The organism is Corallincola holothuriorum (genome assembly GCF_003336225.1).
GTDB classification, from domain to species: domain Bacteria; phylum Pseudomonadota; class Gammaproteobacteria; order Enterobacterales; family Neiellaceae; genus Corallincola; species Corallincola holothuriorum.
This window is the reverse complement of the sequence record NZ_QPID01000002.1, coordinates 92,532-105,329: the sequence shown is the minus strand read 5'-3', so window position 1 is coordinate 105,329 and position 12,798 is coordinate 92,532. Positions and strand designations below refer to the sequence as shown.

The following is a 12,798-nucleotide window of genomic DNA, read 5'->3' as shown; positions in this document are numbered from 1 at the left end:
AAATGTATGTTCTATTTCCGGTTCTCAAACACTGCTAAACCTCTTCCTTACCGGTGATCATCGCCCGCAGATGGGAGGAGATCCTTTTACCGAAGGTGATCATGTACAGGTGGATCACCAGAAAACTGAGCAAGGAATAGGCATTAAAGGTGTGTAGCCATGCCACCCAATCAATGCTCTGCAACCAACCGGCCGCGCGTAATTCAGGGAAGAAGAAGTAAAGGCAGCCGGTGGCAACTTGTAACGGCAACAACCCGAACACGATCCCCAGATAACCAGCTCCCTGCAGCGGATTGAACTTCTGTGCCGGTGTCATGTGATGGGGATGTGACTCACCCTTGAATACGCCAAGCAGGTAGAAACGCACGGTGGCGCCAAGTCCCTCCAGTCGCGGCAGATACTGACGCCACTCCCCGGAAGTGAAAATCCAGGTGAATGCCAACACAAGTAACACCGCCCACGAGAAGCCAGCCCAATCATGCAATGACACGGCATCAGCAAAACCAAACAAGCGGAAAAAACCGTGCAGCTCAAATCCGGTCACGATCAGCAGCAACACCATCGCCGCCTGCGCCCAATGCCAGAAACGTTCAAATCTCTTAAAAATGACAACCACAGCACTCATGTTGTTTTCCTGACTCAAGAAGTTTTGGCATTATTAACGGCACGACGCCGTGCCGACAGATAGCGATAGCCACTATGGCCAGCCACACCGAAAAGGCCGCCAAAAATAGCCAGGGCACCGAAGGCGTCGACCAGCGAATGGGAATCTCGTCCCAGCAGGTAGAAATCGTTCAACCCCGCCAAGCGCCCCTGTTGCTGGTGACATTCAATGCAGTCCACCGCTTGCTCACCGGGCGCCACCATATGTTTGATAGGCCAGTAGCCATTGGTCTCGATAAACCCGTAACTGCCACTGAATTCAACATGGTTATTGTCAGCCCCTACCTGCAATGCTCTTTGCCAATCAAATTCAGTCCAAAATGCACCGGAGCTTTTTTTGCCATAGAGCTTGATCGGCAGGATGCGATTAAATTCAGTGTCATAGGGTTGTTTGCCGCGATGGATCTTAAATGGCCAGATGCGGGCATCCTGATCACGGTAGTCACCGGTCGGCGGGTTAATATCAATAGGGGCAGCCATCGGATCGATGACGTCCTGTAGAGTTTTCTGCTGCAGTTCACCTTTGTACCAGCGATACTCTGGCACCACATTTTTACCCCAAGTAAAGGTGCCTTTCTTCGACATATAGCGATGGGCTTCCACACCGTCGAACAGCGCATCTTCAGAGAATGGCTTGCCATCTTTCAGCTGACCCGCGGTGGACCAATCCCAACTCAATTTGGTCAGGTAAGGGCCTCGGGCCATCTCCGGAATATGGCAGGAGGCACACGCTACCTTGGCGGTGTGGTTGTCGAGTTGCCTTTGATCGTGGGGCTTGTTGCCGTGACAGGACTCGCAGGAGAGGTTTTTGCCATCACGCTCGGCGCGTCCCATATCTAATTGGTGATCAACAAATGCCACCTTGCCGTTGTAACGTCCGGCGATCTCATGGCCACTAGTTTTATGACAGGTTTGGCAACTGAAATTGAGCTTGTCACTGCTCATGTGCACATCAAGTTCATGCACTGGGTCAACCAATGACATGTCGGTGTCGCCATGTTTTACACCGTTACCTCCGCCCCCGTTGGCATGGCAAGAGAGGCAATTTTCTCGCTGTGGTTGGCCGACATTCTGTGCCACACGGCGCAGATCCACGGCGGGGATCAGTTGACCACCAATCAAGGTATCTTCGTAGTAAGGGTGGCCAGACATGGCCGCGGATTTTTTATAGGTGCCCGTAGTGTCATGACACACCAGGCAATCGACATTCTCTTCCGCTTCAAAGTCGAATTTATCATTACGCCAACCATAGCCAGCGTGACACTGAGTACAGCTCTCATTACCGCGGGCAGCGACACAATAATTGTTAAAACCGTTCTCGCCTTTGCCTACCATTTTGCCGTCTACTTTCGCAGCCCAACGCCAATGAAATGAGTCATGTACCTGTTCAGCGGCTTCGGTATGGCATTCCAAGCAGGCTTCGGTGACGTCCGGAGCGTAATCAAACGCCTGATCCAGTTGTTCAAATTTGCTGTGATCGGCAGTCATTGCCGCACGAGGTTTTGGCGTACCATCAGCTTGTTCATTGGCCAATACATTGGTTAAAACCAAAAGCAATACGCTGGCAAACAGCAACAACCCTTTAATTTTCATCCCACCTCACCACTCACGATGTCGATATGCTGTTTCTGCGGTGGCTAGGATCGCTACTCAGCAGATAACGATCGGAAAATTAACATGGGGGTTACAAAGGAAAGGCGGGTTGAGATCAATATAAATAGTGAATTGCGTATTTTCTTAATTAATTTATTTCGAATGTGACTTGGTTAACAGCCGTTTATTCGATAGGCAAAGAACGGGGTTGTCGTTAATAACATTTAGGGAGGTGTCATTTCGGGAAAAACAGATGAGTCAGCAGGCATCTGCCTGCGAACTCATCCCCGAATAGGTCTAAGTGAAGCGTTTCGCCAACCACAGTCCGATTGTCATCGCTACGACAAACAGCAGCAGCTGAGTTCCGGCAAAACTGAGGGAGGCTAATGCCGGGCCAGGACAAAGCCCAACCATACCCCAACCGACACCAAACAGGGCAGCACCAGACACAAGGCGACGATCAATCTGTTTGAACGCGGGCAGCTTAAAGCTATCACTGAACAGTGGCTTAGCGGTGCCAGACGAATCATCCGCAGAACGCTCCACTCTCGGTTTAACCAGCAGAAAATACCCAGGCAGATACACTAACAGTGCACCGCCCATCACCAACATCAGTGAGGGATCCCAGTAGCCAAACAGATCGAGAAAACCAAGCACTTTCGTTGGATCCAACATCTGCGAAAATGCGAGACCGACACCAAATAGCAACCCCGCCAACAGCGCCGATAAACATGACTTCATCAGAGGCCTCCAGCAATCACATTGAACTGGTTGATAATCACGACCGTGACGATGGCGCTGACCATGAAGGTGACCGTGGCCACCAGCGAACGCGGTGATAAGCGGCCAATCCCACAGATGCCATGACCCGATGTGCAACCAGAACCCACGCCCGTGCCCAAACCCACCAGCAAACCGGCAGCCATGAGCCAAAGGACGCTATGCTTTGGAAAAATCGGCAATTCACCGCCGGCCAATTGCCACAGCTGCGGACCAAGTAACAAGCCAGCCAAAAACATCAGGCGCCAGCGTTTGTCAGCCATCGACAGTGAAAACAAGCCACTGAAGATGCCACTGATACCGGCTATTCGCCCATTGGCGAGTAGCAACCAAAGCGCTGCCGTCCCAATTAGCATGCCCCCCAAGAGTGCACTCACCGGAGTAAAGTTTGCCATATCGATCATCAGGCTACTCCCCTTCAACCACCAGCGGTGTCGCTTGACGACAGCCTTTAAACATCTGCCAGGTTTTAAAGCCACCGGTCAGATTTTTCGCTTTAAAGCCACGGTTTACCAACATGCGATAAGCCACATGCCCGCGCAAGCCGACCTGACACGCCACCAGATATTCGACCGTCGGGTCCAGTTCAGTCAGACGATCACGCAGTTCGTCCACCGGAATATTAATGGCACCGTCGAATGCCCCCACGCGCTCTAATTCAGCAGGTGTGCGCACATCCAGTAATTTCTGCTCTGCAGTTATTGCAGCGAGTTCTTCGGCAAAACAAAGATCTGTGTCACCCCGCAGCCAGTTCGCCGCGACAAATCCGGCCAGATTGACAGGATCTTTGGCCGAACCGTAGGGCGGCGCATAACACAGCTCAAGTTCTTCGAGATCAAACACCGTCATGCCAGCACGCTGCGCCACCGCTAGTACGTCGATGCGCTTATCAACGCCTTTTTTACCTAACGCTTGGGCGCCAAGAATTTTGCCTTCATCAGGGGTAAATAGCAGTTTGAGACTGATCTGCTCAGCCCCCGGAAAATAGGAGGCATGATCCATCGGGTGCACATACACCTTGCGGTAGTCGATCCCTGCGCGGCGCAGAGATTTTTCGTTCATGCCCGTGGCAGCAACCGTCAGATCAAATACCCGACATACCGCCGTGCCCTGGGTCTTGGTAAATGCACGCTTGGCGCCCAACGCATTGTCAGCAGCGATCCGCCCTTGCCTGTTAGCTGGCCCTGCCAAAGGAATAAGCGCAGGCTTGCCACTGACCCACTCGGTGATCTCTACCGCATCCCCCACCGCCAGAATATCGGGATCAGAGGTACGCATTTGCTCATCGACCTGAATGCCGCCACGCTCACCCAACGCAAGCCCTGCCGCTTTCGCCAATGCGGTTTCCGGGCGCACGCCGATCGCGAGGATCACGATTCCGGTCTCCAAATCACTGCCGTCAGAGAGCGATAAAGTTAAGCCGGTATCCGTCGCCGTCACCTTGGTTAATCCAGCGTGCAAACGCAGATCGACACCATGTGCCTCCAGCTCACTGTGCAGTGGTGTCGCCATTTCGATATCAACTGGCGCCATTACCTGACCGGAGAGCTCGACCAAAGTGGCCTCTAAACCACGCTGCCGTAACGCTTCAGCTGCCTCTAGTCCAATAAAGCCGCCGCCAACCACGGTGGCATGGGTTGGCCGTTGTTGCTCCAATATCCGCATAATGCGGTCCATATCCGGAATATTGCGCATGGTCTGAATACGGCCATCACTGATCCCTTCAACGTCAGGGATAAATGGAGCGGCACCAGGACTCAGAATCAGAGTGTCATAGTCAACAAGATAGCTAGTGTTCTGTTGCGCATCTTGCACCGTGATCTGCTTTTGTTCGCGATCGATAGCAATCACATCTGAGTGCAGCCGCACCTCTACATTAAAACGGCGCTTAAAGCTTTCAGGGGTTTGCAACAGCAGAGCATCACGCGACTGAATATCACCACCGATATGATATGGCAGACCACAATTAGCAAAGGAGATATAGGCACCCCGATCCAGCATGATGATCTCAGCATCTTCCGACATTCTACGCGCCCTTGCCGCCGCAGACGCACCACCAGCCACACCACCCACAATCACAATACGTTTCATCTCAACCTCACTGATTGCGATCTTATTCACCATGATCGCATCGATTATTTACTGCCGATTAATCGGCGCTTGGGCAGAAGACATCGTGCAGCGCATTGATCACCGTTGCCACTGAGGGCTGGGCAATACAATAGTAAACTGACTGCCCCTCCTTCCGGGAAGAGACCAGTCCAGCATGGCGCAATTGAGCCAAGTGCTGAGAAAAAGCTGGCGCAGACATACCACTGCCCTGTTGTAGCTCAGCGACAGAGTGCTCTTTTTCAATCAACCGGCACAAGATCAGCAAACGCTGAGGGTGAGCAAGCTGTTTGAGAAAGTCGGCCGCTTGCTGGGCATTTGCTTTCATCTGTTCGATATCATTCATGGGCGTCAGTAAACCATATTCGGAGTAGATAGTTAAGTAATTACGCAACTAATTAATGACCAATTAGTCCTATCCCATCATAGTACTCAAGATAAGGTATCGATTAAATGACTGATAAATCTGTCATCTGGGTTAATAAAAATCCCCCTAAGCTGTGGAAACTGATTAAACTCTTAATTGTCACACCAAAACTGCTTATTTGATCGGAAAAACAATAAGGTAACCTGTTATGTCACAAACGGATCTGCAAGCTGATCGTCAGTTCACAAAGCGCGCCTTAGAAGCAGCAATACGTATCGCTGCCGTATTCTTTATAGCGTCATGGTGTTACGACATCATCAAACCCTTCTTGGCTCCCATCATCTGGGCCGCCATTATTGCCGTTGCGGTAAAACCCGTCAGTGACTGGATCGAAGTAAAAACCGGCTTAAGCAGAAAGTTAACCGCCACTCTGGTAACTGTGAGCCTACTCGCCGCCCTCATTGCTCCGGCAAGTATTGTCGCGGATAAGATCACTGAAAATATTCAGACCGTGTCAGCGCAAGTCGAAAAAGGGGAGTTCGACCTGCCTAACCCAGAGGAAAAAGTGAAAGAGTGGCCACTCATTGGCGAGAAAGTCCACGCAGCCTGGGATGATGCCGCCAATAATTTAGAAGGCTTTTTGAAAAAGCATGACACGCAAGTCAAGGAAGCGGGTCGGGTAGTCTTTAGTAAAGCCGCTGGCATTACTGTTTCACTGCTTGTCATGGTGTTTTCAATCATCATTGCTGGTGTTTTTCTTGCTGGGGCTGACGGCTCGGAACGCTTTGTCACACGCTTATCGAAACGCTTAGCTGGGGAAAAAGGGGCCAAGTTCGCCAACCTTGCGAGCGTGACGGTGAGAAACGTGACCCGCGGTATTCTCGGCGTTGCCATCCTGCAAGCCCTATTAGCAGGCCTAGGCTTCTATCTGATCGACCTGCCTGCAGCGCCGCTACTGGCACTATTGGTGCTGGTTATGAGCATCATCCAGATTAATCCACTGCTACTGATGGTGCCTTTAGCCATTTATGTATTCTCCTTCGCCTCACCCGTGGTTGCGGTTATCTATATGATATGGAGCATCGCTGTCGGACTGATGGACAACGTATTGAAACCGTTGATCATGGGTAAAGGCTCACAGGTACCTATGATGGTGATATTTCTTGGTGCCGTTGGAGGCTTTATCACCATGGGGTTCGTCGGGCTATTTGTCGGTGCGGTGATTATGGTGTTGGGATATGAGTTGTTTAGCGCCTGGCTGAGTGATAATCAAGAAAGCAGCTCGCAAGCCACAGCTATCGAACAACCCGCAGAAAAAGAATAATTATTAACTGAACGAGACGGCAAGGGGTGCGTACGAAGTATGTGCCCCCTCTGCCGTTTCGTAGCTAACGCAGTATTGTTCTCGCAAGCCATTCAACAGTAGATTTGGAATAAATACATGTACAACATCTCTTCATCCCATCTCGTCATCATAGTTCTAGTTAGTGTCCTGTCTGGGTGCATTGCTAAGCCAGATGTAGCTGCAACCTACTCAGGTTTTTTAGGAGGCGGTAGCGACTACGCATTACTGAAACCTGTCACAGATAAAGATGGTCATGTCACAGCAATGCGCTATCGACACCCCTCTTTTACGCTAGACGCTTACGATCACATCATGATCGAACCGGTCAAATTTTACCTACGCACAGATTTGGCAAAAATGACCAGCTTAACCGATGAGCAGAAACAGGAGATTGGCCGATTATTTTCAAAAAAGTTGATAGCGGCAGTGGATGGACGCTTTACCTTAGTGGATAAACCCGGCCCTAAAACCCTAGTGATTAAGCCCGCAATCTCGGGCGTCGCACTCGCCCGTCCAGATATGGCCGGTACAGACTATTTACCGATTGGATTTGTGGTTCGTAGCCTCGATGAAATGGGACAAACGGCAGATCAGGTGACCGTGGTATTTTTTGAAGGAGAGTTCATTGACGGAGCAACCGGCATGCGTGTTGGCGCCTTGGTTGAAGGGCATCAGGGCAGAACAGTGGCACGAGGAGCATTATTGTCAATGGATGATCTTAAGCCCGCACTTACCTATTGGGCAAACAAGCTTAAAAGCGCACTATACCAAAATTCAGTAGGCAAAGAGACAGTAGAGCAAGTTAACTAGCTCTGCGCTTGCTCTTCTGCCTGCTGGCTGATGGGCGCTTTCTTATGATAGCGCCCCAACACCGAGCTCAGCACCACAAAGCTAAAGGCTGAATAAGCCACCTGCACCAACGGAAACAACATTAATCCGGCGGCAACAACAATCAGATCCATCATCAAGATCACTTTGCCTGCGTGAATACCGGTACGTTTTTCCATATACAGCGCAAGAATATTCACACCACCCAACGAAGTTCCGTGACGAAACAATAAGATCAATCCGATACCGATCAAGCCACCACCAATCAAGGCACTCATTAACGGTGGGATCTCTTCAAAACGGATCAAGTAGATCATCAAATCACTGGTTGCAGAAACACAAACAATACAGATCAAGCTGCGCCAGGCAAACGCCATACCCAGTTGCTTAATTGCCAATGCAAAGAACGGCAAATTGATAACAAAGAACCAGAAACCAAAGGTTACCGGGAGCAGCTCATTCGTGACGATCGATAGCCCGGCAGTACCGCTCACCAGCAACCCGGCAGCGGAAAGAAAGCATATTCCGAGAGAAACCAGAAAGCAGCCTTCCAAGCGCGCAAACCATTCATGCCCAAACTTTTTCAACGCCGCCATATTAGAAAACCTTTGCCAGAATCCGGCCTGTTGTAATGTATTCATAACGAACCCTTAGCCGTCATCGCTGATGGGAGCGGCTGGATTGGCTGCTTCACCTGTCGTGGATGATAACGACCAATCACAGATGCCAATACGGCAAATGCAATCAATGAGCTAACGACTGTTTGCCAATCAAAAATTAATAGCGACAGCAAACCGATGGAGATATCCCAAGCCAATATCACTTTTGCCGAGTGCCAACCCCATCTCTGTTCCAGATAGAGCGCTAAAATATTCACCCCACCAATAGAGCCGCGCTGACGAAACAGCACCACCAAACCAAAACCGATCAACAAACCCGCCAGTAACGCTGCCAATGGCTGTGGCATATGCACTTCCGCCAGCAGTGGCCCCAGCAGGTCGACCAATAAAGAAACAATAAAGCTACAAGCTAAACTGATCAGCGCAAACTCGCGGCGCAAACGCAGAAAAGCCAACACAAAAAACGGCAGGTTAGCCAATAGCAACCAGCTTCCCATGGTAAGCGGCAAATAATGGTGAGCAATCAACGCCAAACCCGGGCTACCACCGACGATGAGATCGGCATTGCCCAGAATGATGACACCGATAGCGACAAGGAAGCAGCCTTCGAGCAAGGCATACCAGCGTAACGCGTGAAACTTCATCACGACTCCATATAAAGATGCATCGGCCCTGATTGGGCACAAATAACAGGTAATACAGAAACAGGGGCGCTTTTATGATGGTTGTAGGTAGAGCCCGAAATGCGAACGGCATTATATCGGAGCCAGTAGCAGATAGATGCCAACAGTAAAGAATTCAAAACAACGACTACAGCGGCAAACTGTGAAGGCAAGTGTCACTTATTATTTACAGATAAAACATCAGCCAACAAACAAAAATACCCCCTAAGGGGTACTCTTGATTTGCACAGTTTTGAACACTCGCCATGCAAAAGAGAATCTTTTTGGTGAAATTGCCAGCAAAACAGAAGATGCAACATAGATACACCTTATAAGAACAAATCAATATATATCATACAGTTAAAACGAAAAAATCAAGCTGGCATAGATATTGGAACGCGCAGGTAGACCTGAAAACTATCGGTTCAGAGTAAACAAATGACATCTGCGATGTGCGTACAGACAGCAAAAGAAGCGATTCCCAACAGCCACCCCATTATCGTCGTGGGAACCGGCCCGGTGGGAATTCGTGCTGCCCAAGAGCTTCGCCAACGCATGCCGACACAACCGCTGACACTGTTTGGTGGTGAACCATGGCAACCATACGACCGAATTAAGCTCTCCTCTTTACTCGCTGGTGAGCTAGGCCTCGACGAAATCTCTTTGGAGCGATTTCGTCGCCAGGGCAATGATCATCATCAGACCCAACACCTCAATTGTCCGATCCTCGAAATAGACCGAACGAACCAACAGGTCAAAGACGTTCACGGACAATGGCATCATTACAGCAAGCTCATACTTGCGGTGGGCTCTCACCCCCATATACCGAAAATTGCTGGCACCGAACTGAAAGGTGTCTATACCTTTCGGAACCTCAATGATGCCCAAGCATTGATGGCACGCACAGCCCGTGCTCGTCATGTCGTCGTCATCGGCGGCGGTTTGCTCGGCTTAGAGGCTGCCAAAGCGATGCAATGGGGCAATACCCGCGTCACCGTTGTTCAACAGGGTGAAACCTTGATGAACCGGCAACTGGATAAGCTGGGTGGAAGCTACCTGCAGCAGTCGATAGAACAATCCGGGATCGACGTACTTACCGGAAATGGCGTGCGCGAGATCCGCGGCGTAGAACGAGTTGAACAGATAGTACTGCGCGATGGCACAGAGTTAACAGCTGACACAGTGATTGTGGCCGCAGGGATCACGCCGAACAGGGAGCTCGCGCTTGCCGCACATCTGCCGGTCGGTCACGGTATCCGCGTCAACGATCAACTGCAGACTGAAGATCCCAACATCTACGCCGTCGGTGAGTGTGCGGAGCATGGCGGTGTCACCTATGGCTTAGTCGCACCTGGCTACGAACAAGCTGCTGTCGCGGCGGAACATATCGCACATCAGCGTGGGCAGTACGTCGGCTCCCTCAATGTCACCGCCCTTAAGGTGGTTGGCGAAGAGGTTTTCAGTATGGGTGAGGTCACCCAACTACCGAAACGTATTGCGCAACAGGAACTGGTATTTCAGGACAATGAGCATTATCGCAAGATAGTGGTACACAAAGGTCGCTTAGTCGGCGCCATCAGTGTCGGCCCCTGGTCCGAAGTTAGGCGAATACAGGAGCATGTCAGACAGAAGCGACCGCTCTCCATCTGGCAACAATGGCGTTTCAAACGTTACGGCAACATCTGGCCAGACAACGACGATCTCAGCATTCAAGCTTGGCCAGCGGAAGCGATCGTTTGCAACTGCATGAATATCAGCAAAGGCCAGCTGGTTGATTGTGTGAATACCGGCTGCCAAAACATACAAGCGCTGTCGAATAAGACCGGTGCCGGTACTGTGTGTGGCAGCTGTAAACCGCTGTTACAAGAAGTCTGTGGCAGTCAACAACCTTTAGAGCCTGTGCGCTGGTCAAGGTCACTGGCACTGCTCAGCTTGTTGTGCATCATTGGCGCTAGTCTGTTTACCCTGTTCCCATCACCAATTAGCGAGTCGGTGCAACAGGGGTGGTGGTTGGAGCAACTGTGGCGCGATGGCACCTGGAAACAAGTCAGTGGCTTCACCATTTTGGGGTTGTCAGTCGCTGCCGCCCTATTAAGCCTGCGAAAACGAATTAAAAAATTCACCCTGATGAATTTCGAACACTGGCGCCTAGTACATACAGTGGTAGGCGCATTAACAGTCAGTACGTTGCTTATTCACACCGGATTAAGTTTGGGTAGCAACCTGAATCGATGGCTAATGATCAGCTTTTTAGCACTACTAACCATTGGTTGCGGTGCAGCGATCCATAGCGCAATCAGCCACAAGCTCTCGCTCAGCGGCAGTCGCCGCTGGCAGAAGATTTGGCTATGGGGCCACATTCTTGCGTTCTGGCCTTTGCCAGTGCTGCTGACCTTCCACGTGTTATCGGTTTATTACTTCTAGGGGCGCAGTGATGGCAGTAAAGAAGCTCGCTTGGAGTAGTTGGATAGCAATGAGCATTGCGGCCGCAGCCTATCTGGGCTACGTGATGTTCGCCAGTGCCGACAAAGAGCTGTTGCTGATAGGCGAAGCCAGCCATGGTCACTACCAAATCGAATTAGCCTGTAGCAGCTGCCATGGCGATGGCTTCAGCAGCGAAAAAGATCTGCAGAACGCCTGCATTAGCTGCCATGGCGAAGAGCTAGAAGTCGCCAATGACAGCCATCCGGTCAGCAAATTTACCGATCCACGCAACGCTGATCGGCTGGAGAAACTCGATGCCCGTTTCTGTGTCACCTGCCATGTCGAGCATCAACAAGAAAGAACCGGCGAGATGGGCGTTACGCTCCCCGGCGACTTCTGCTACGAGTGCCATCAGGATATTGCCGAAGAGCGACCAACTCACCAAGGGATGGGGTTTGATACCTGTGCCAGTGCTGGCTGCCACAACTATCACGACAACAAGGCTCTGTACGAAGATTTCTTAGTCAAACATGCAGCAGCACCCTGGCTAGAGCAAGGTGCTTCACTGCCTCTACTCAGCGGCGACGCGAAAATCGCAGCCCTCGCCGCTCTAGATATGCAACAAGCAACAGATGACGACGCTACGCCAGAGGCACACCAAAGCTTAGCTGTAACACCACCGACGCCGGACTTCCCTCAAGAATGGCAAGTAGAGGGGCAGTTGATCGCCGACTGGCACGGCAGCGCCCATGGCAACGGCCAGGTAAATTGCGCAGGCTGCCATCAGGACAGCCAGGAAAACTGGATTGAGCAACCCGGCATGGCGCAATGCGCGAGCTGCCATGAGGCGCAAACAACCGCTTTTACTCAGGGAAAACATGGCATGCGCATGGATCCAAGGTTAAACGCCTCGCTGACACCAATGCAGCCCAACATGGCCCGTCAGCCGATGCAAGAGGATGCAGGACACCTGACGCTGACCTGTAACAGCTGCCACTCTCCCCATCAGTTCAATATCCAGCAGGCCGCTGTTGAGTCCTGCTTAGGATGCCACGCAGACGAGCATAGCCAGAGCTATGAAGGATCTCCCCATGCTCAATCCTGGTTAGCAGAACAAGCCGGAACCGCAGCCGAGGGAACGGGCGTGAGCTGCGCCAGCTGCCATTTACCCAGAATTACCATCGGCGATGAAGTCATCGCCAACCATAACCAAAACGATAATTTGAGACCCAATGAAAAGATGCTCCGTTCAGTTTGCATGAGCTGCCATAGTTTGAGCTTCTCGCTCGATGCCTTGGCCGACCCGCAGCTGATTAAAAACAATTTCAACGGCCAACCAGCAGTTCATATCGAAAGCGTCGATATGGCTGTCGGCAGGCTTGAAAAATAAGACCTACCATCGGGAGA

At 51.1% G+C, this 12,798-nt stretch carries 12 protein-coding genes; 4 read left to right on the top strand and 8 right to left on the bottom strand.

The window, feature by feature from the left end; genetic code table 11:
- Positions 1-34: 34 nt before the first annotated feature.
- From DU002_RS03445 to DU002_RS03420, 6 genes are all read right to left on the bottom strand, one after another.
- On the bottom strand, positions 35-625 hold the full coding sequence (locus DU002_RS03445) for a cytochrome b/b6 domain-containing protein (RefSeq protein WP_114336967.1): 591 nt from the start codon (positions 623-625) through the stop codon (positions 35-37).
- Between the two features lie 14 nt (positions 626-639).
- Complete coding sequence (locus DU002_RS03440; RefSeq protein ID WP_114336966.1) at positions 640-2,256, bottom strand: tetrathionate reductase family octaheme c-type cytochrome; 1,617 nt, start codon at positions 2,254-2,256, stop codon at positions 640-642.
- A gap of 297 nt (positions 2,257-2,553) precedes the next feature.
- Positions 2,554-2,997 (bottom strand): YeeE/YedE family protein, encoded by a 444-nt coding sequence (locus tag DU002_RS03435; protein WP_114336965.1) that lies wholly within the window; start codon positions 2,995-2,997, stop codon positions 2,554-2,556.
- A complete protein-coding gene (locus tag DU002_RS03430) occupies positions 2,997-3,440 on the bottom strand; it encodes a YeeE/YedE family protein (RefSeq protein ID WP_114336964.1) in 444 nt (147 codons plus the stop codon). The genes DU002_RS03435 and DU002_RS03430 overlap by 1 nt, the downstream gene beginning before the upstream one ends.
- Before the next feature lie 4 nt (positions 3,441-3,444).
- Positions 3,445-5,127 carry an FAD-dependent oxidoreductase gene (locus DU002_RS03425; protein WP_114337372.1) on the bottom strand — a complete coding sequence of 561 codons (1,683 nt, stop codon included), beginning with the start codon at positions 5,125-5,127 and terminating at the stop codon, positions 3,445-3,447.
- Between the two features lie 58 nt (positions 5,128-5,185).
- Positions 5,186-5,539 carry an ArsR/SmtB family transcription factor gene (locus DU002_RS03420; protein WP_199405155.1) on the bottom strand — a complete coding sequence of 118 codons (354 nt, stop codon included), beginning with the start codon at positions 5,537-5,539 and terminating at the stop codon, positions 5,186-5,188.
- Between the two features lie 181 nt (positions 5,540-5,720).
- Between DU002_RS03420 and DU002_RS03415 the strand changes: the two genes are divergently transcribed.
- On the top strand, positions 5,721-6,836 hold the full coding sequence (locus DU002_RS03415; RefSeq protein WP_114336962.1) for an AI-2E family transporter: 1,116 nt from the start codon (positions 5,721-5,723) through the stop codon (positions 6,834-6,836).
- Between the two features lie 117 nt (positions 6,837-6,953).
- Positions 6,954-7,667, top strand: coding sequence for a DUF3313 domain-containing protein (locus tag DU002_RS03410; RefSeq protein WP_114336961.1), 714 nt, complete (start codon positions 6,954-6,956; stop codon positions 7,665-7,667).
- Here the strand turns inward: DU002_RS03410 and DU002_RS03405 are convergent.
- Both DU002_RS03405 and DU002_RS03400 read right to left on the bottom strand, forming a co-directional pair.
- A complete protein-coding gene (locus DU002_RS03405; protein WP_114336960.1) occupies positions 7,664-8,326 on the bottom strand; it encodes a YitT family protein in 663 nt (220 codons plus the stop codon). The genes DU002_RS03410 and DU002_RS03405 overlap by 4 nt on opposite strands.
- The gene (locus DU002_RS03400; protein WP_114336959.1) at positions 8,323-8,949 is read right to left on the bottom strand and encodes a YitT family protein; all 627 of its coding nucleotides are present in this window, start codon (positions 8,947-8,949) and stop codon (positions 8,323-8,325) included. The genes DU002_RS03405 and DU002_RS03400 overlap by 4 nt, the downstream gene beginning before the upstream one ends.
- A gap of 456 nt (positions 8,950-9,405) precedes the next feature.
- Between DU002_RS03400 and DU002_RS03395 the strand changes: the two genes are divergently transcribed.
- Together DU002_RS03395 and DU002_RS03390 are read left to right on the top strand one after the other, a co-directional pair.
- Positions 9,406-11,391 carry an FAD-dependent oxidoreductase gene (locus DU002_RS03395; RefSeq protein WP_114336958.1) on the top strand — a complete coding sequence of 662 codons (1,986 nt, stop codon included), beginning with the start codon at positions 9,406-9,408 and terminating at the stop codon, positions 11,389-11,391.
- A gap of 10 nt (positions 11,392-11,401) precedes the next feature.
- Positions 11,402-12,781, top strand: coding sequence for a cytochrome c3 family protein (locus DU002_RS03390; RefSeq protein ID WP_114336957.1), 1,380 nt, complete (start codon positions 11,402-11,404; stop codon positions 12,779-12,781).
- The last annotated feature ends 17 nt before the right edge of the window (positions 12,782-12,798 follow it).